11 protein-coding genes are annotated in these 20,399 nt (G+C 44.8%); 9 read left to right on the forward strand and 2 right to left on the reverse strand.

Annotated features, from left to right (window positions below; all coding sequences use genetic code 11):
* On the reverse strand, positions 1 to 3,288 hold a 3,288-nt coding region (locus tag V7R55_RS09170), incomplete at its 3' end, for a sodium:solute symporter family transporter (RefSeq protein WP_334059201.1).
* A gap of 259 nt (positions 3,289 to 3,547) precedes the next feature.
* Between V7R55_RS09170 and grpE the strand changes: the two genes are divergently transcribed.
* The 6 genes from grpE (at position 3,548) to V7R55_RS09200 (ending at position 13,587) form a co-directional block, all read left to right on the forward strand.
* Positions 3,548 to 4,171 (forward strand): nucleotide exchange factor GrpE, encoded by a 624-nt coding sequence (gene grpE, locus V7R55_RS09175; RefSeq protein WP_334059202.1) that lies wholly within the window; start codon positions 3,548 to 3,550, stop codon positions 4,169 to 4,171.
* Between the two features lie 117 nt (positions 4,172 to 4,288).
* Positions 4,289 to 6,217, forward strand: coding sequence for a molecular chaperone DnaK (gene dnaK / locus V7R55_RS09180; protein ID WP_334059203.1), 1,929 nt, complete (start codon positions 4,289 to 4,291; stop codon positions 6,215 to 6,217).
* 227 nt (positions 6,218 to 6,444) lie between these two features.
* The gene (gene dnaJ, locus V7R55_RS09185; RefSeq protein ID WP_015066791.1) at positions 6,445 to 7,578 is read left to right on the forward strand and encodes a molecular chaperone DnaJ; all 1,134 of its coding nucleotides are present in this window, start codon (positions 6,445 to 6,447) and stop codon (positions 7,576 to 7,578) included.
* A 387-nt stretch (positions 7,579 to 7,965) separates the two neighbouring features.
* The gene (locus V7R55_RS09190) at positions 7,966 to 8,448 is read left to right on the forward strand and encodes a c-type cytochrome (protein WP_334059204.1); all 483 of its coding nucleotides are present in this window, start codon (positions 7,966 to 7,968) and stop codon (positions 8,446 to 8,448) included.
* A 450-nt stretch (positions 8,449 to 8,898) separates the two neighbouring features.
* Positions 8,899 to 11,475 carry a bifunctional diguanylate cyclase/phosphodiesterase gene (locus tag V7R55_RS09195; protein ID WP_334059205.1) on the forward strand — a complete coding sequence of 859 codons (2,577 nt, stop codon included), beginning with the start codon at positions 8,899 to 8,901 and terminating at the stop codon, positions 11,473 to 11,475.
* A 207-nt stretch (positions 11,476 to 11,682) separates the two neighbouring features.
* A complete protein-coding gene (locus tag V7R55_RS09200; RefSeq protein ID WP_334059206.1) occupies positions 11,683 to 13,587 on the forward strand; it encodes a propionyl-CoA synthetase in 1,905 nt (634 codons plus the stop codon).
* A gap of 148 nt (positions 13,588 to 13,735) precedes the next feature.
* Here V7R55_RS09200 and V7R55_RS09205 read toward each other — a convergent pair whose 3' ends face one another.
* Positions 13,736 to 14,431, reverse strand: coding sequence for a cytochrome b/b6 domain-containing protein (locus V7R55_RS09205; protein WP_334059334.1), 696 nt, complete (start codon positions 14,429 to 14,431; stop codon positions 13,736 to 13,738).
* Positions 14,432 to 14,823: 392 nt separating this feature from the next.
* Between V7R55_RS09205 and dapB the strand changes: the two genes are divergently transcribed.
* From dapB to carB, 3 genes are all read left to right on the forward strand, one after another.
* Entirely contained in the window at positions 14,824 to 15,627 is an 804-nt protein-coding gene (gene dapB / locus V7R55_RS09210) for a 4-hydroxy-tetrahydrodipicolinate reductase (RefSeq protein WP_334059207.1), read from the forward strand.
* 372 nt (positions 15,628 to 15,999) lie between these two features.
* A complete protein-coding gene (carA, locus tag V7R55_RS09215; RefSeq protein ID WP_334059208.1) occupies positions 16,000 to 17,130 on the forward strand; it encodes a glutamine-hydrolyzing carbamoyl-phosphate synthase small subunit in 1,131 nt (376 codons plus the stop codon).
* A 13-nt stretch (positions 17,131 to 17,143) separates the two neighbouring features.
* The gene (gene carB / locus V7R55_RS09220) at positions 17,144 to 20,365 is read left to right on the forward strand and encodes a carbamoyl-phosphate synthase large subunit (protein ID WP_334059209.1); all 3,222 of its coding nucleotides are present in this window, start codon (positions 17,144 to 17,146) and stop codon (positions 20,363 to 20,365) included.
* Positions 20,366 to 20,399 lie beyond the last annotated feature (34 nt).

Below are 20,399 nucleotides of genomic sequence, written 5' to 3' on the forward strand. Positions count from 1 at the left end.
TTGAGCAAGTAGGTCTGCACACTCAATACCTTTCTCACCCGCATTTAGGTGATAGTCTGCAATTAGTACGTCAAAGTTTTTTCTAGTAGGGAGGGTATCCTGCTGTCCTTTAATCCAGTAAACCTCAGCTCCCCAATCTCCTAGCAATGAACGCATTGCTGCTGCGACCTGATCATCATTCTCTATAAGCAATACAGAGCGCCCAAGTAAAAAAGCTGAAGGCGAATTGACATTGGGCTCAGAATTTTTTGATAGCTGAAAAGGTGGGTTATGAGCAATATGTTGGTGGTTGCATGGCTCAGGTGTATGCGCTAAATCTAGATGAATAGAGAAACAGCTGCCTCTCCCAATAGTTGATTCTAGTGATATTCGATGGCCTAGCAAGCGGCATATTCGTTCAACTATCGTTAAACCTAAACCGATGCCTTCACTACTATTTGGATTATCTAACTGATGGAATTCACTAAAAATGTTTTGTTGCTCATCGGCGGCGATGCCATTACCGGTATCACAGACTACTATTCTTATCTTTTTAGACTTTTCAATGTTTTCGTTTAAACATGCTGCTCTTCTTATACCGACTACTATTTTTCCTGTTGACGTATAGCGAACGGCGTTTGACAGTAAATTTTGAACTACTCTTCTCAGTAAATTTTTATCACTATATACAAATAAACTTGAGGGGATGTAGCTAAGGCAGACGCCTTTTTGCTCAGCAATGATACTAAATTCTTGGGCTAACGAAGATAAAATTTCATTTAAAGGAAAAACGCCTTTTTGAACTTTTAACACTCCAGCGTCTAGCTTGGTCATGTCCAGTAACATTGTAAGTATACTCTGGGCACTATCAAGTGAGTTGACGACTCCCTTAGACAGGTCTGCCATTTCACCGCTTTGGGCTTTTTTACTGAGCATCGAGGCAAACAGCGCCGCCGCATTAAAAGGCTGCATTAAGTCATGGCCGGCAGCTGCGAGAAACTTCGTTTTACTCTCATTTGCCAGCACTGCCTGACGCCTAGCCTCCTCTAACTCTGCGGTGCGCATAGCTACCCGTTCCTCCAGCTCCGATTTCGAGTTTTCGAGCTGCTGTTGAATTGCGATGTATTCTGTTATGTCACTGTAAGTAGTCACATATCCACCACCAGGAAGCGGAGCGCCGTTTAATTCTATTACTTTTCCATCAGCTTGTTTTCTAATGAATTTATGGCGACTACCATCCAACATAAAACTAACGCGTTTATCAATTTCAGACTGAATGGTGAAGGGCTCAGGCTCTATGTTAGAGGAGCTAAATAAACCGCGCTTGGCGTTATAGCTGAGTATTTCAGTAATAGACATGCCTGCTTTGAGAAATCCCTTAGGATAGGCGAAGAGCTCTGTATATCTGTCATTCCAGGCCAGCAACTGTAGTTTGTCATCGAGTACACTTATACCTTGCTCGATATTTTGCACAGACGATTGAAGTACTTCGTGGTTGAATTGAAATGATTGGGACGCTTCTTCTACCCAATCAACTAACTCAGGCAAGCTATCACTGCTGGTATTTGCAATGGCCCCCAATAATATTCGTGCACTGGGCGCTCCCACTTGGGCGGCAAGCAGTTCATCCACTCTGTCAATAAGAGCCTGGCTGGCATATCCGTTACTTGAGGCGCGGTTAACATCCACCGAAAGCTGCTGCACAAGTTGACTGTGAGTACCGATATCAAGGACACGCTCAGTAAGCGCTATTAAATCACGGACTTTTACGAGTAGATGAGGAGCACCATCATGTGGTGCTTCTATATTATCCTGTTTAGCGCTACGTTCTGATGTGATCAGCGCTACTGCAACAAAGGTTATGCAGTTAGCTATTAATGAATAAGCAAAACCTAGACCTAAAGCCTGGTCAGTAGGTACTGGGTCAAAATAGTAGCTAGACATTAAACTGGGGTAGAGCAAAAATACGGCCCAACAAATAAAGCCTACTAGCAATGCGCAAATAGCTGCAGCTTTTGTACTCCGTTGCCAGTAAATACCAAACATAAGTGCGGGCATACACTGCCCCAATAAAGCTATGGCGATAACGCCGCTTTTCACCAAAGGCGCAGCTTGGCTAATATTTAAGTGATACCACAGTGCAATGCTAAGTACGATTAAAACGGTAAGTCGCCGGATAGAGAGAATATTGCTTGGCTCCATAGAGCGGTTTGGTGATGTTTTCAAGCGTGCTTTTAGCCAAAGTGGGGTGACCACATTATTAGAAATCATGATTCCAAGGGCTAGGGTAGCTACAATTACCATGCTAGTAGTAGCCGATAACCCCCCAATAAAAGCAAAGCCTGAAAGGGCGATGTTTTCGGTCGATAAGGGCAGGGCGAGTACGTAGGCATCTGAACTTACTGTTGCCGGAAGCAGCATTTTGCCGGCAAGAGCGATGGGGATAACAAACAGCGTCATACCAAATAAATAGAGTGGAAATAGCCATCTCGCGGTTTTAAGTTCACCCTCACCGTTTTGCTCAACGAAATTCATGTGAAACTGCCTTGGTAGTACGAACATGGAACAAGCGCCTAAAACTACATGTGATGCATAAACCCAGGGTGCGCTATCAGCGTAAATAACACCTCTGGCACTAGCATTTGAGGCAGCATTTGATACCAAATCCAAGACACCATCGAATAAAAAGAAGCAAACAAAAACGCCTACTGCCAAAAGTGCCACAAGCTTTATCACCGACTCGAAAGCAATGGTCAGAAGTAACCCTGGATGTTTTTCGGTCAAATTTAGCGTGCGCGTGCCAAAGGTTATGGCAAATATGGCCAGTAAACTTGCCACGTAAATACTCAACCAAGGTGTGCTTGATTGAGGCTCTGCGGTGAGTAAATTTATCGATTTCGTAATGGCGTCTAGCTGCAAGGCTATATAGGGCACAACGCCAAAAAAACATAGCAGCGTGATAAGTGCGGCAATTAAATGAGAGTGCTGGTACTTAAGTGAGATGAGGTCCGCTAAAGAACTAATGTTATGTTGTTGACACAGTCTACTTATATGAAGCACCACAGGAAATGCAAATGCCATAGTCAGCATAATCCCTAAATAAGTGGGGATGACTGCCCATCCGTACTGTGCTGCTTGCGACGTAGTGCCAAAAAATGCCCAAGATGTACAGTGTACGCCTAACCCAAGACTATACAATGCAGGGTGTTGCCGATTATCACGTAAGTGTTTATCGCCCCAAAATGCTAAAGCGAAAAGCGCGAGAAGGTAAAAACCGACGATAGTGCCAACCGTCCAGATACTTAGCATAGATATTCCGTGTAATAGCCCGTCCATGTCGTTGCAGGCATTTTCAAAACGCGTGATTGTGCAGTTTTTATGTTCCGACAATAACATGATTTTTACAAATGGCACATCTCCCACGATTTTTTAAAAATCATCCACAAAAATATTGTGGATACCCTTGATCACCCTAAATCTAGCCCCATAACTAAGCGCAACAGACTCATTCCCACTAATTTAATTTGGTTGGGTGATGCCTAATTTAGAAAAACGTTTGGAGGTAGGCATGAGCGATAATCGCGACGTGCAGGCAGAACAAGAAAATTCAGTTGATGAAACTGTACTAGGCGCAGAAGATGCGCAAGTAGAAGCGTCAGAAGCAGAAGGTGTAGAACTAGATGAAAATGCACAGCGCATTTATGAACTAGAAACCGCACTTTCTGAAGCGCAAGCAACGATTAAAGAACAGCAAGATGGCGTGCTTCGTGCGCGTGCAGACGCTGACAACGCACGTCGTCGTGCTGAAGGTGAAGTAGAAAAGGCACGTAAATTCGCTCTTGAGCGTTTCGCGGGCGAATTGCTTCCGGTTATCGACAATCTAGAACGCGCGATAGAAATGACCGACGGTGACAATGAAGCAGTTAAGCCGCTTCTTGAAGGTGTGGAAATGACCCACAAAACTTTCTTGAGCACTATTGAGAAATTCGGATTAAGCCTTATTGATCCGCAGGGTGAAACCTTCAATCCAGATTTGCATCAGGCGATGTCTATGCAAGAAAGTGCAGATCACGAGCCAAACACAGTAATGGCTGTAATGCAGAAAGGTTATCAAATTAACGGCCGTTTGTTACGCCCTGCCATGGTTATGGTATCGCGCGCGCCAAGCGACGGTGTGGATACGCAAGCTTAATACGCTTTTTTGCGACAAACACACGAAAATGTCAGTTTTTTTACTGGCATCTATTGAAAAGACGGGGAATAACCCCACTAAAAGTACAGTATTAAGAAACTTATTCGGAGACACGAAATGGGTAGAATCATTGGTATCGATTTAGGTACAACGAATTCATGTGTCGCAGTTCTAGACGGCGACAAACCTCGCGTAATTGAAAACGCGGAAGGCGATCGTACAACGCCATCAATCATCGCTTACACAAACGATGGTGAAACGCTTGTAGGTCAATCAGCGAAGCGTCAGGCGGTTACTAACCCTGAAAACACCTTATTCGCTATCAAGCGTCTAATTGGTCGTCGTTTCCAAGATAAAGAAGTTCAGCGCGATATCGACATCATGCCTTTCAAAATTGTAGGTGCTGATAACGGTGACGCATGGGTAGAAGCGAAAGGCGAAAAAATGGCGCCTCCTCAGGTTTCTGCTGAAGTACTTAAGAAAATGAAGAAGACCGCTGAAGACTATCTTGGCGAGGAAGTAACTGGTGCAGTAATCACTGTTCCTGCTTACTTTAACGACTCTCAGCGTCAAGCGACTAAAGATGCAGGTCGTATCGCAGGTCTTGAAGTTAAGCGTATCATCAACGAGCCTACTGCTGCTGCTCTTGCTTACGGCATGGACAAAAAGCAAGGCGACAATGTTGTTGCGGTATACGACTTAGGTGGTGGTACCTTCGATATCTCTATCATCGAAATTGACGAAGTAGATGGCGAGCACACGTTTGAAGTACTAGCAACTAACGGTGACACACACCTTGGTGGTGAAGACTTCGATAACCGTGTTATTAACTACCTAGTTGAAGAGTTCAAAAAAGATCAAGGCATCGACCTTCGCAAAGATCCGCTTGCAATGCAGCGTCTTAAAGAAGCTGGCGAGAAAGCCAAAATCGAGCTTTCTTCTTCACAACAGACAGAAGTAAACCTGCCTTACATCACGGCTGATGCAACAGGTCCTAAGCACTTAGCAATTAAGCTTACTCGTGCAAAACTTGAGTCTCTAGTTGAAGACTTAGTGAAAAACTCGCTTAACCCGCTTAAGCAAGCACTAGCTGATTCAGACCTATCTGTAGGCGATATCAACGATATCATCCTTGTTGGTGGTCAAACGCGTATGCCGCTAGTACAGAAGTATGTAACTGAGTTCTTCGGTAAAGAGCCACGTAAAGACGTTAACCCTGATGAAGCAGTAGCTGTAGGTGCGGCAATTCAAGGTGGTGTACTTTCTGGTGACGTTAAAGATGTACTACTTCTAGACGTTACTCCTTTGTCTCTAGGTATCGAGACAATGGGTGGTGTAATGACTGCGCTTATCGAGAAAAACACGACTATCCCTACTAAGAAGTCGCAAACGTTCTCTACAGCGGAAGACAACCAGTCTGCGGTAACAGTACACGTACTACAAGGTGAGCGTAAGCAGTCAAGCGGCAACAAGTCTCTTGGTCAGTTCAACCTTGAAGGTATTCGTCCAGCAGCGCGCGGTGTGCCGCAAATCGAAGTTACCTTCGACCTTGATGCTGACGGTATCCTACACGTGTCTGCGAAAGATAAAGACACAGGTAAAGAGCAGAAGATCACTATCAAAGCTTCTTCAGGTCTAAGCGATGAAGAAGTAGAAAAAATGGTAGCAGACGCAGAAGCGAACAAAGAAGCGGATGCGAAGTTTGAAGAGCTAATTCAAGCGCGCAACCAAGCTGATGGCATGGTCCACGCTACACGTAAGCAGCTTGAAGAAGTTGGCGATGCACTAAGTGCAGAAGACAAAGCGCCAATTGAAGAAGCCCTTACTGCGCTAGAAACAGCGTCTAAAGGCGAAGACAAAGCGGAAATCGAAGCGAAAACACAAGAACTTATTCAAGCGTCTAGCAAGCTGATGGAAGCGGCGCAAGCTCAACAAGCAGCAGCTGGTGGCGCAGAAGGCGCTGAGCAGCAAGCTTCTTCTGGTCAAGCAAACGACGACGTTGTTGACGCAGAATTTGAAGAAGTGAAAGACGACGACAAGAAGTAAACTGTTGTGTCAGGCCCGTTAGTTCAAAGTAACGGGCCGTTTAAGCAGTTCAGGCGCATCAGGAATTTCTTGTTGCGCCTTTGTTGTGTAAATAACTTGGTGTAAATAGCTTGGTGTAAACTACTAGGCGTTATTAAAAAACTAAACAGGTTATTTTCACAACAGTCAGATGTAGATTCGACGAGCACTACAAGCTTGTCGACAAAAAAGTAGGATATGTAAACGATATGTCGAAACGAGACTACTACGAAGTACTCGGGGTAGATAAAAGCGCGGGCGAACGTGAAATTAAAAAAGCGTACAAAAAGCTTGCGATGAAGTATCACCCTGACCGTACGCAAGGCGATAAAGGCCTGGAAGATAAGTTTAAAGAAATCCAGGAAGCCTACGAAATTCTGTCAGATTCGCAGAAGCGTGCAGCATACGACCAATACGGCCACGCAGGTGTTGATCCAAACCGCGGTGGCGGCGGCTTCGGTGGTGGTGCCGACTTCGGCGATATCTTTGGCGATGTTTTTGGTGATATCTTTGGCGGCGGTGGTCGCGGTGGACGTCAGTCGCGTGCTCGTCAAGGTTCAGACCTACGTTACAACCTAGAGCTAAGCTTAGAAGAAGCGGTTCGCGGTAAGAGCGTTGATATTCGCGTACCTACGCTGGTCGAATGTGACGTGTGCGACGGTTCAGGCGCGAAAAAAGGTTCTTCACCTAAAACCTGTCCAACCTGCCACGGCAACGGTCAGGTTCAAATGCGCCAAGGTTTCTTTGCTGTACAGCAAACCTGTCCGACATGTTCAGGCAAGGGCAAGATTATTGAAGATCCTTGTAACAGCTGTCACGGTCATGGTCGCAAAGAAAAGACTAAGACTCTTAATGTTAAGATCCCTGCAGGCGTAGACACAGGAGACCGTATTCGTCTTTCTGGCGAAGGCGAAGCGGGCGAGAATGGTGCTCCAGCGGGTGACCTGTACGTACAAGTACACGTTCGTGAACACGACATCTTCCAACGCGACGGCAATAACCTGTATTGTGAAGTACCGCTAAGCTTTACTACAGCAGCACTCGGCGGCGAACTTGAAGTACCTACTTTAGACGGTAAAGTTAAGCTGAAAATTAGTGCCGAAACGCAGACTGGCCGCATGTTCCGTTTACGTGGTAAAGGCGTTAAGTCAGTGCGAAGTGGCGCTATGGGCGACTTGATGTGCAAGGTTGTGGTTGAAACACCAGTTAACTTGTCATCACGTCAAAAAGAGCTTCTGCAAGAGCTAGAAGAGTCAATGGGCAAAGCGTCGAGCAAGCACAGCCCGAAAGCGCAGGGTTTCTTCGACGGCGTGAAGAAATTTTTTGACGACTTAACTAACTAGTTTTGCACTTATTTTAGATTCAAAGCCCTCCTAGAGAGGGCTTTTTTGTGCCTAAGTACAAATTTACTACGCCTATAATTTATTAGGACGGTTTCGCTTTTTAAACGAGATAAAATGGAGTGACTGTCCAAACCTGTACTTCTTTATGAGGCTAGAGCGAGTGTCTGTCCAAACCTGTACTTTGTAAAGGTGAAGTAGGTGGGTGTCCCTTTTCATTCGAATATTAGTTGATAGTGGGCTAGGTGCGGCTAATCCCTTGAATACGCTTGTTCACCGTTAAATTTCTTGCGCTAAAACGAACTATTCGTCACGATAGACTCACAAGTAAAAGATAAAATATCGGCAAAAGTAGTAGCAGATAATCAGTAATTAAAAAAGGGAACAGGCATGAGACTATTTAATAAAGCAATGATCGTAGCAGTAACCGTTGGTGCAGTGATTTCAGGCTCAGCGACAGCTGAAGTTATGGAAGCTTCATCTGAAAAACACGCTAAAGCAGCAACTCAGTACCGCCAGGCTGTTTTTCAATTAGTTCGAAGCAACATGGGCCCCTTGGGTGGTATGGCCAAAGGCGCGCTTCCGTTCAATGAAAGCGTAATGCAAACCAACGCTGTACGTCTTGAGCAGCTTGCCGACATGATGGGTGACTATCTAGCCGTCGACACACGTAAGTTTGACGTAGAAACTGGTGCAAAGGATGAAATTTGGGAAAACTTCTCAGATGTAGAAAAGAAAGTGATGGCACTTAAAACGGCCGCACAAGGTCTTCAAGCTGCAGTGGATGCGAGTGACAAGAGCGCGTATCGCGGTGCTATTGGTAAAATAGGGGCAAGCTGTAAGTCTTGCCACGATGACTACAAAAAAGACTAATTTCTAGGTGCTGTTGAGGCCAGTGCTCCACCACTTTTCAGCAGCACCCATTCTTTCTGCGCCTATCACTTTCAATGGGCATTTCGAGGCGTGTTAATACTAAGATTCTTGTTTTATAAGACAGTGTCAAGCAATCAAGGCTTATTTTCTCTCTCTTTCATCAAACTCTTTGACTTTATCGAGCGTGCCTATCTATTGTTTATAATCTGCTGGAAATATGAACAGATTTTGTTTATGTTTAAAGAATTAACGAACGTATAAATAAATCTAATAACGATAAATAGCTTACCTATAAAGGTACCGAGACGGGGGTTTTTATAAGGTAACGTGTCACTGTTGAAAAATAACGAAGCGTTTTAGCGTCCGGCAATACTCCAAATGTTTTCGGTGTAGGTAGATTGGCTGCGCTTTATATTCGCTGAGTTTTTTTGTTTTTGAGGACTTGCTTAGATGGATTTACGCAGTGAACGCATGCTTTCCACAATACGAGTAACCCAGAATAGTATTTCTGCGTTACTTACTGAAAGTAGGCATAATATAGAGTCGCCTTGCATATTGTTGGTTTCATTAAACTTTAATAGCGGTCGCGCCACAATAATCGCAAGTGATAGCGAACACTTACAGACCGATTCACATCTCGTTGTTTTCCCACCTCATATGTTACTCATGCTCCCTTTAACGCCAATGAGTGCACCGTTACCTGTGAGTGATTTCACTTTACCCCAACCATTAGAAAGCTTTCGTGAACACTATGTTGTTGTGGCAGCTGTAAGGGATATGCAAAACGACGTGCTGGGGGTTGTACTTACGTTTGTAAAACAAAGCAATTTAAGCGCACATCAACATACTTACATAGATATCCTGCGCCAAAAAGTAGAATTAAATTACCAGTATGAGCTTGTCAGGCATCCCTATTCAGATAAGTTAACTGAACAGCTGTCACTCCTTGAAGAAGTAAGTGCTATTTCAAAAGTAGGAGCGTGGCAAATAGACAGATTCACAGGCGCGTTTTCTTCAACCCAAACCATGAAAAGCTTGTTAGGGTTACTACATTCAAAAAGCGTTAACTTACAAGATGCGCTTGAAGTTATTCCCTTTGAAGATAGAGACGACCTTAAACAACAAATTCTCAAAGCAATAAAGAAGCAAAGACACTTTACGAAGTATCTCACTATTACCGACAAGCAAGGGCGAACTAAAAATATAAAACTAACCGTATTTTTGCAGGTGGGGCGCCATGCTAATTTAGGCTTAAAACTTACTCGCTTGTACGGTGTCGTCCAGGATGAAACGGAAACTCAGCGACTGTCTGATTCACAACACAATTACACAGACTATCTAACAAGTATCTTGAATGGCGTTGATAGTGCTGTGCTCAGCATTGACCAAAATGGCACCATACTATCGGCAAACGAATATGTTGCTTCTGTGTTGGGGTTTGAGCCAGAAGAGCTAATAGGTCAAGACGTTAAGTTACTAGCGACAAAGGTTCAAAACAGTGTTGAGCCTTCTTACCTGCTAAATTTAGCCGAAGGAGTAGCGCACTGTTCAAAGTTTGCGACAGTAAACGAATGCCTACGCCACAAAAATGGAAAACGAATAGCGTGTGATGTTAGTTTTAAAACATGCAAGGTACACAACCAAGAGCTTGTCATTGCAAGTATTCGCACGGTTTCAAAATTGAACTTTGAAGTAGCTCGCTTCAAACAATTAGCATTGACAGATCCTTTAACCGGACTTTCAAATATTCATCATTTCAAGCAATATCTTTTAGATAAAGCTGCTTTAACAACGTCAGATAAGGCGCTCTCTGTGTTTATTAGGATTAGCCTTGTCAACGTTGCTGAGTATGAAGATGCGTTTGGAGAACCGACCGTTGACTACATTCTACGTATATTGGCCAGCCGCTTCGTTCGTGTTTTTGAAACCAATGAAGAGTTCAATGCAAAAGTATTTAAATGCGATCGCGGTACCTTTATTCTCCACTTAAGAACTCGTTACGAAGATGATTCCACGGCGAAAAACGCGGCACTAAAGTGTATTCATTGTCTTCGAGACAACGTTTTAGTACCGATCACCCTGCATAATAGAGCGTTGGCTACAGAAACAAAGACAGTAAGCTGTGCTGTCCCCCCAAAGCATTTGTCGTACAAAAAAATAAAAGAGCTTATATTTAGAAAGGTCGTCAATGAAGATATTAAATACTTGGACGACGAGAGGCAACACGCTTATTTGCATATCAGCGGCAGTGATATAGATCGTTATAACTACATAAAAAACTCGTTAAATCGAGCAATCGCTAACCATGAGTTGTTTTTAGAATTGCAGCCTCAGTATTGTAGTAGTGGAAACCTTGTAAGCTCTGAAGTATTGCTTAGATGGAATCACCCTTATCTTGGAGTCGTCACGCCTAAAGAGTTTATTCCGATTGCCGAGCAGAACGATTTTATTGCTGATGTTGGATTATGGGTCTGTAATGAAGCCTGTAAATTGTTGAGCGAATGCAATGTGAATAACATTAACACTAAGCTTTCGTTAAATATAAGTGCGAAGCACTTGGCCCGGGCAGACTTTGTCAGCAAATTCGTAGAAATAGTGAACAAATGGAGTGTGGCACATAAGTGTTTAAAACTTGAACTGACAGAAGGTGCCTTAATAAAAGGTGTGAATATTATACAGCACCGAGTTCGAGATTTAGCGCAGCAAGGTTTTAGTTTATCTATTGTTGATTTTGGTACTGGAGATTCAAATCTTAACTCGCTTCAAGAGCTTCCAATAAACGAACTGAAAGTAAATAGAGTTTTTATTGAAGCAATAGAAGAGTCAAAAGAAAAACACGCTTTTGTCACTAATATTTGTAATATGGCGCGGGCACTGAATCTTGATACTGTAGCTGAAGGGATAGAGACCACAGGACAGCTAATCGAAGCAAAGTCGTGTGGCTGTAGCGTATTTCAAGGTTATTACTTGGACAAGCCAATGAGCATAAGTGATTGGCGTGAAAAGGTAATTAACTGTCAAAATTAGCTATTTAAGTGAGGCTGTCCCACAGTTGCTAAGCACGAATAAATACTTGTTTTGTTAGATTTCTCCAAATTTTTAAGCGTTTATAGGTGTTGCAGGAATTTTAATTTTTTGTAAATCATGCCGTTAGCGAACCTACGCCCTAAGTCTTATAAGCAGGTTGGGTTGAGTTGAAGTAGGGTAAATATAAACCCTATTCAGGAAATGGATATGACTTATAAAAATGAATATATTGCCTCTACCCAGCACCCCGATAAGTTTTGGTTAGAACAAGCACGCAAAATTGCGTGGTTTCAATCTCCAGAGAAGGGATGCCAAAAAACAGACAACGGTTACTATGACTGGTTCAGAGGAGGGCAGCTAAACACAAGTTACCTAGCGCTTGACCATCACGTTAATAATGGTCGTGGCGATAAAACCGCACTGATATACGACTCTCCGGTAACACAAACTGACCAACATTTTACCTACAAGGAGCTACTTGCTGAGGTAGCGCAATTTGCCGGAGGGCTATCTCGCCTAGGTGTTAAAAAAGGCGACCGCGTTATTATCTATATGCCGATGATCCCTCAGGCGGCAATCGCAATGCTTGCATGTGCACGATTGGGAGCGGTGCATTCAGTGGTATTTGGCGGTTTTGCAGCGAATGAACTTGCTGTACGTATAGATGATGCGAAGCCAGTGGCAATAGTTACTGCGTCCTGTGGCATAGAGGGAAACAAAGTTTTACCGTATAAGCCTCTTGTAGATGAGGCGGTCAAAATAGCAGAGCACAAGACAAAAGCATGCGTTTTGTTTCAGCGAGAGCAGCTAACTGTAGAGTTAAATAAAGAAACTGACTACGACTGGCACACTCTGGTTGAAAATAGTGAGCCAGCTTCTCCCGTCGCCGTTGATGCAACAGATCCTCTTTATATTCTTTATACATCAGGCACCACAGGAAAGCCCAAAGGCGTGGTTCGAGATAACGGTGGTCATGCAGTTGCATTAAACTACTCAATGAGCGCGGTGTATGGCACGAGTGAAGACGACGTATTCTGGGCTGCATCAGATGTGGGTTGGGTAGTTGGCCACTCTTACATTGTCTATGCACCGCTTATAAAAGGTGCAACCACTGTACTATACGAAGGTAAACCCGTTGGCACCCCTGACGCAGGGGCGTTTTGGCGCATGATAGAAACTCACAAAGTGAATGTACTTTTTGCTGCACCTACCGCCTTTCGAGCAATTCGAAAGGCCGATCCGAATGCCGAGTATTTATCAAAGTACGATACATCGAGTTTGCGTACTTTGTTTATGGCAGGCGAGCGGCTTGACCCACCCACATACTATTGGACAAGTGAGAAGGTAGGCGTGCCCATTATCGATCATTGGTGGCAAACCGAGACTGGTTGGCCTATTTGCTCCAATCCAATGGGCCTTGAACCAATGCAAACTAAACCGGGCTCTTCAAGTGTGCCAACACCAGGCTTCAACGTTAAGGTTTTAAAGGGGCCTGAAGCGTCTCAAGTTACGGGAGAGAAGGGTGCCATTGCGATTCAATTACCCCTTCCTCCAGGTTGCTTAACCACGATTTGGCAAGATCATCAGCGGTTTGTCGATGGCTACTTACGCGAATTCGAAGGGTACTACAGTACTGGAGACAATGGATATGTGGATCAGGACGGCTACGTATTTATTATGGGGCGTACCGATGATGTTATAAATGTTGCCGGTCACCGCTTGTCTACTGGTGAAATGGAAGAAGTGCTTGCGGCACATCCAGATATTGCCGAGTGCAGCGTGATAGGAATTAATGATGCATTGAAAGGACAACTACCGGTTGGGCTTGTTCTTCTAAAAGATGGTGTGAGTGTGGACGAGAAAGCGTTAGAACAGGATTTGATTCAGCGAGTTCGCGATAAAATTGGCCCAGTAGCTTGTTTTAAGCGAGCGATTGTGGTGAATCGTCTACCGAAAACCCGGTCAGGTAAAATACTTCGCAAGCTACTGCGCCAAATTGCTGCCAACGAAACGGTCGCCGTCCCTTCGACTATCGATGATCCGTCAAGCGTAGAAGAAATAGAATCGATAATGCGAGATAAGGGATTAGTTCGTGAACCAGCCGCCATATAATGAAACAATGAGCGGCGAATAGGTAAAAGCGAGATCGCTAAGCGTACTTTTCAACGATTTTTTCTTTAGTCAATAAAGGGGCTTCTTGCCCCTTTATTATTGAAATGACGTTATGCTGTTAGTGAATGACAAAAGGTTGTCGTGCAGATCAATAGTAATATTCATCTACTTGTGGTTCTGGCGGATACACTTCAATTGCCACATAAACGAACGCCGCAGCGATAAGCGCCACAATAAGTGCGCGTAACAGTCGAGAGTCCGCGATACCTGCGGCTCTTGATTCTATTATCGAGTCTTTACTACCGTGCACCATGGCGGGAACCAATTTCTGCTTTTTATATACGCTGTAAAAAATAACCGCGCCTATGTGCAAAGCAATGACATAAAGTAACGCATCAAATGCAAGGTGGTGCAGATTATTCATCAAATCTAATATTTCTTCACTGGCTAACTGTCGATAAGGACCGTTCAAGAAAATATCGTCTGTCATAAATAGCCCAGATACGGCTTGTATGGCCAATAGCACCAGCATAACAATAACAAACCAGCCGCCTAGCGGGTTGTGCCCAACAGCGGGTTCTGACTGCCTGTTAAAAAGCGTCTTTACATAGCTAAAAACCTTCTTAGGGCCAGTGACGAAGTTACTGAACCTAGCGTGCCGTGTACCAACCACTCCCCAAATAAGGCGGAACATAATAAGAAATAAGGTGAAATACCCTATATAGAAGTGCCATTGGACTTTGTTTTCAAGCCATTCAACGGTGGCATATTGGGCTAATAGGCTCGCGACAATCAGCCAATGAAATAGTCGGGTAGGTAAGTCCCACACAAGGGTTTTCTTCATCGTCATTGTATTTCACGTTTTGTGGTGGCCTATCTAGCTTAAACACACGTTAAATAGCGTGAAAAACGATAAATAGACCTAGGTCATTAAATCTAAGCCATAGCGTCTCCCAATTTGCTGGTTAACACAAGAAAGCCTAACCATATAATACTATGTTTTATCTTAAAAACCGGCCGTTCGTAAACCTCAAAATATTTAGCTTATGTCGGTCTATTGAAGGTTTAAGAGACATTTTTAGTGCGTGTACTTTGCGTAGACAAATAAAGCACTAGGGTTTAGGGCGCACTTAGTTTCTAATTATTCGTATTTAATATGAATCTCACATTGCAATAGTACCTGCATTTGGCAAAATGCCTGACAGTTGAAGGTTAATAAAAGTGTAAAGCGATAAAATGAAAGTAGGAATATTTGGCGCTAACGGGCGCATGGGGCGCGTGTTAGTCGAAGCGTTGGATTTAAGTGAAGACGCTGAACTAAGCGTCGCTACAGTGCGCGACGATTCACCTTGGGTTGGCCTAAACGTAGGTGAACTGGCCGGTATTGGTAAAAAAGATGTCGATTGCACTGCGCTTTCTAACTTGAGCGGTAACGATGCAGATGTGATGATCGACTTTACTTTGCCTTCGGTCATTGAAAGTAACCTAGCGTGGTGCGTGAAAAATAATATGCCTGTTGTAATCGGTACAACCGGTTTGAACGATGCCCAGTTAGCAGCGTTAGATGCAGCCGCAAAGCATATTCCCATCGTGTTTGCTGCTAATTACAGTGTGGGCGTTAACTTAATGCTTTCACTAGTTCGACAAGCGGCCAACGTACTAGGTGAAACGGCAGATATCGAAATTACCGAAGCACACCACAGGTTTAAGCAAGATGCGCCTTCAGGCACAGCTATGGCTATTGGTGAAGCCATTGCCGATGAGTTGGGTCGCGACTTAAAAACCTGTGCCGTGTACGGCAGAGAAGGAAAAGAGCCTGAGCGAGACCAAGGTACCATTGGTTTTGCTACAGTTCGCGCCGGAGACATCGTTGGCGAGCATACCGCACTATTTGCGGATATTGGTGAGCGCTTAGAGATTACGCACAAAGCATCAAGCCGTCTAACTTTTGCAAAAGGCGCTGTGCATGCTGCAAAGTGGTTGTATGAAAAACAACCTGGTCTATACTCCATGGTTGATGTACTTAATTTAAAGCTGTAGGCGTTTTTGGATGTGAGCGTGCCATAGCTCAAAAGCATGCAAACTCCTCGGCGTTATCAAAGTGTTAAACTAAAGTTGCACTTTAAATGAGCAATAAGCCGCACTTTCGGTGGTTCTGCGCAAAAAAGGTGGTATAAGCGGTATTTTAGTAAATTATTACAAATAAATTTGCCATTTTCGGTCAGTGATGTATACTCGCCGGAATTTGCCAGAATTTCGTATTCTGAAGCCGCCAAAATGGCTGAAGAGTGCGGTTTTATTAGCTGCAAAGATCGTAAAACGGGATGTATTGTTATCAATAACTCCCGTTTTTTGTGGGGTTTGTGCAAAAAACTGCACAAACACATAGTTATCCTTAATCTGGAGGTTGACTTGGCTAATTCTGCCCTTTTGGTGTTAGAGGATGGTTCTGTTTTTAAAGGTACGGCGATAGGCGCTACAGGCTCCGCCGTTGGGGAAGTTGTTTTTAATACTTCCATGACCGGCTATCAAGAAATTATCACCGACCCATCCTACGCTGAACAACTCATCACCCTTACTTATCCACACATTGGCAACACCGGCACTAACGAAGAAGACGTCGAAGCAGATACAATCTGGTCGAAAGGTCTAATCATCCGTGACCTACCTCTTGTTGCTAGTAACTTTCGTCAACAGCAAACTTTGTCTGAATACCTTAAAGCGAAAGGCGTTGTGGGTATTGCTGATATAGATACTCGCCGTTTAACGCGTATCTTGCGAGACAAAGGTGCACAAAACGGCTGCATTATTTGCTCTGATGAATTAGACGAGTCTAGCGCACTGGCGCAAGCAAAAGCTTTCCCTGGTCTTAAAGGCATGGATTTGGCAAAAGTAGTGAGCATCACTGAGCCAAAAACATGGACCGAAGGCAGCTGGGTACTTGGCAAAGGCTACGTAACACCTAGTGAATTCAAATATCACGTTGTTGCTTACGACTACGGTGTTAAAAACAACATTCTTCGCATGCTGGCTGACCGCGGTTGTAAAGTTACGTTAGTACCAGCGCAAACGCCTGCAGAAGATGTGCTTGCTATGAACCCTGACGGTGTGTTTTTGTCAAACGGCCCGGGCGATCCTGAGCCATGTGACTACGCAGTAACCGCAATTAAAACTATCGTCGAAACTGGTACGCCAGTATTTGGTATTTGTCTTGGTCACCAGCTGCTTGCTATCGCAAGTGGTGCAAAGACAGTGAAGATGAAGTTCGGTCACCACGGGGCAAACCACCCAGTTAAAGACCTTAAGCGCAATGTAGTTATGATCACCAGCCAAAACCACGGTTTTGCTGTTGATGAGTCTAGCTTGCCAGATAACCTAGAAGTAACTCACATTTCGTTGTTCGACAAGTCGCTGCAGGGTATTCACCGCACCGACAAGCCTGCGTTCAGCTTCCAGGGTCACCCTGAAGCCAGTCCAGGTCCTCATGAAGCGGCGCCGTTATTCGACCACTTCATCGAACTTATTGAACAACACAAGCAGTAGGAATTAGCCAACTATGCCAAAACGTACCGACATAAAAAGTATTCTTATCATTGGTGCTGGCCCTATTGTTATTGGCCAGGCTTGTGAATTCGACTATTCAGGCGCGCAAGCGTGTAAAGCTCTTCGCGAAGAAGGCTACCGTGTTATTTTGGTTAACTCTAACCCAGCGACCATCATGACCGACCCAGAAATGGCAGATGCAACTTATATCGAGCCTATTCATTGGGAAGTAGTTCGCAAGATCATCGAAAAAGAACGTCCAGATGCCATCTTACCTACAATGGGTGGTCAAACTGCACTTAACTGTGCGCTAGAGCTAGATAAGCATGGCGTACTAGAAGAGTTCGGCTGTGAGCTTATCGGTGCTACGGCAGATGCTATCGACAAAGCAGAAAACCGCGAGCGCTTTGATAAAGCGATGAAAAACATCGGTCTTGAGTGCCCACGTGCGGAAATCGCGCACACCATGGACGAAGCGCACGATGTATTAAGCCGCATCGGCTTCCCTTGTATTATTCGTCCGTCTTTCACCATGGGTGGAACTGGCGGCGGTATCGCGTACAACATTGATGAATTCAACGAAATTTGTCATCGCGGCCTTGATCTTTCTCCTACCAACGAGCTGCTTATTGATGAATCGTTGCTAGGTTGGAAAGAGTACGAAATGGAAGTAGTGCGCGATAAAGCAGATAACTGCATTATTGTATGTACTATCGAAAACTTCGACCCTATGGGCGTGCATACCGGCGACTCAATCACAGTTGCTCCAGCACAAACCCTGACTGACAAAGAATTCCAGCTAATGCGTAATGCAGCAATGGCTGTACTGCGCGAGATTGGTGTTGAAACCGGTGGTTCAAACGTACAGTTCGGTGTAGACCCGCAAACTGGTCGTGTAGTAATCATCGAAATGAATCCTCGCGTATCGCGTTCATCAGCACTTGCTTCGAAAGCAACAGGTTTCCCAATTGCGAAAGTAGCAGCGAAACTTGCGGTAGGTTATACGCTAGATGAATTAGCAAATGATATTACAGGTGGCTTAACGCCAGCCTCTTTCGAGCCGTCTATCGACTACGTAGTGACTAAGATCCCACGCTTTAACTTTGAGAAGTTTGCCGGTGCTAATGACCGCCTAACTACCCAAATGAAGTCGGTAGGTGAGGTGATGGCTATTGGTCGTAACCAACAGGAGTCGCTTCAAAAAGCCCTTCGCGGTCTTGAGGTAGGCGCGACAGGCCTGAACCCTATGGTTGACCTTGAAGACCCTGAATCACGAAATAAAGTGGTTTATGAGCTTCGTCAACCTGGTGCAGAGCGTATTTGGTACATTGGTGATGCATTCCGTATGGGTATGACGGTTGAAGAAGTATTCAACCTTACTAATATCGACCGTTGGTACTTAGTGCAGCTTGAAGACCTTATCCTTCTTGAAGCTAAAGTAGCAGAGCTTGGTTTACCAGGCATTGATGCTGACTTTATGCGCGCACTTAAGCGTAAAGGCTTCTCTGATGCGCGTCTTGCTGAGCTAACCAAAGTGGCAGAAAGCGATATTCGTGAAACCCGTCGTGACTTTGGTATTTCTCCTGTCTACAAGCGTGTAGATACTTGTGCAGCAGAATTCTCTACCAGCACAGCTTACATGTATTCAACGTATGACGAAGAGTGCGAAGCAGCGCCAACTGACAAAGACAAGATAATGGTATTGGGCGGCGGTCCAAACCGCATTGGTCAAGGTATCGAGTTCGACTACTGCTGTGTGCACGCGGCGCTTTCAATGCGTGAAGATGGTTACGAGACCATTATGGTTAACTGTAACCCTGAGACAGTATCTACCGATTACGACACATCAGACCGTCTGTACTTCGAACCAGTAACACTGGAAGATGTACTTGAAATCGTTGCTAAAGAGCAGCCGAAAGGCGTTATCGTGCAGTATGGTGGCCAAACGCCGCTTAAACTTGCTCGTGCACTAGAGGCGGCGGGTGTACCGGTTATCGGTACCTCACCAGAAGCGATTGACCGTGCCGAAGACCGTGAGCGCTTCCAGCAAATGGTGAACAAGCTTAACCTTAAGCAGCCTGCAAATGCCACGGTAACTAACGTTGAGCAAGCGCTAACTATGGCTGAAGAAATTGGCTTCCCACTGGTTGTTCGCCCAAGCTACGTGCTAGGCGGTCGTGCAATGGAAATCGTGTATGACCTGAAAGACCTTAAGCGTTACCTAAACGAAGCGGTTAAAGTGTCTAACGATGCGCCAGTATTGCTAGACCGTTTCCTAGACGATGCTATCGAAGTTGATATCGACGCTATCTGCGACGGTAAAGACGTAGTAATTGGCGGCATTATGGAACACATTGAGCAAGCGGGTGTTCACTCTGGTGACTCTGCATGTTCATTGCCTCCACACTCGCTTTCAAAAGAGATTCAGGACGTCATGCGTGAGCAAGTTAAGGCCATGGCGCTTGAACTTGGCGTAGTCGGTTTGATGAATACACAGTTTGCGATTAAAGATGGTGAAGTATACCTAATCGAGGTTAACCCTCGTGCAGCCCGTACTGTGCCGTTTGTATCTAAAGCAACGGGTATTCCACTTGCTAAAGTAGCAGCACGTGCAATGGCAGGTGTGAGCTTAGCCGAGCAAGGGGTAACTGAAGAAGTTATTCCTCCGTTCTACTCTGTGAAAGAGGTGGTACTTCCATTTGCGAAGTTCCAAGGCGTTGACCCACTATTAGGCCCAGAAATGCGTTCTACTGGTGAAGTAATGGGGGTTGGCGATACCTTCGAAGAGGCGTATGCAAAAGCTAACTTGGGTGCTGGTGCGCCACTACCTAAGCAAGGTAAAGCGCTCATTTCAGTACGCGATACCGACAAGCCTCGTATGATTGCACTAGCAAAAGCGTTGGTTGAAGCGGGCTTCAGCATTGAAGCTACCCGCGGTACGGCTACTGAGCTTTACGATGCTGGCATTATGAGCACAGTGGTTAACAAAATGTCTGAGGGCCGCCCTAATATTGTTGATGCTATCAAGAACGGCGAATACGCGTATTTGATTAACACAACGGAAGGTCGTCAAGCCATCACCGACTCAGTGTACATTCGTCGTGAAGCCTTGGTAAACAAGGTAACCTACACTACAACGATGAACGCTGCGTTCGCAACTATCCGTGCTAAGTCTGCCGATGACCGCAATAAAGTGGCGTCAGTTCAAGAACTACACGCTAGACTTAAACACTAATGACATACGCTAGGATACGAGGTATCCTAGCAAT

Origin of the sequence: Alteromonas sp. S005, from assembly GCF_036864475.1 — a bacterium.
GTDB lineage: Bacteria > Pseudomonadota > Gammaproteobacteria > Enterobacterales > Alteromonadaceae > Alteromonas.

Bases quoted from the DNA above. Each gene is read 5' to 3' on its own strand.
- dnaJ (WP_015066791.1), top strand. From the start codon at position 6,445: ATGTCGAAACGAGACTACTACGAAGTACTCGGGGTAGATAAAAGCGCG.
- grpE (WP_334059202.1), top strand. From the start codon at position 3,548: ATGAGCGATAATCGCGACGTGCAGGCAGAACAAGAAAATTCAGTTGAT.
- V7R55_RS09190 (WP_334059204.1), top strand. From the start codon at position 7,966: ATGAGACTATTTAATAAAGCAATGATCGTAGCAGTAACCGTTGGTGCA.
- dnaK (WP_334059203.1), top strand. From the start codon at position 4,289: ATGGGTAGAATCATTGGTATCGATTTAGGTACAACGAATTCATGTGTC.
- V7R55_RS09200 (WP_334059206.1), top strand. From the start codon at position 11,683: ATGACTTATAAAAATGAATATATTGCCTCTACCCAGCACCCCGATAAG.
- carB (WP_334059209.1), top strand. From the start codon at position 17,144: ATGCCAAAACGTACCGACATAAAAAGTATTCTTATCATTGGTGCTGGC.
- V7R55_RS09195 (WP_334059205.1), top strand. From the start codon at position 8,899: ATGGATTTACGCAGTGAACGCATGCTTTCCACAATACGAGTAACCCAG.
- V7R55_RS09205 (WP_334059334.1), bottom strand. From the start codon at position 14,431: ATGAAGAAAACCCTTGTGTGGGACTTACCTACCCGACTATTTCATTGG.
- dapB (WP_334059207.1), top strand. From the start codon at position 14,824: ATGAAAGTAGGAATATTTGGCGCTAACGGGCGCATGGGGCGCGTGTTA.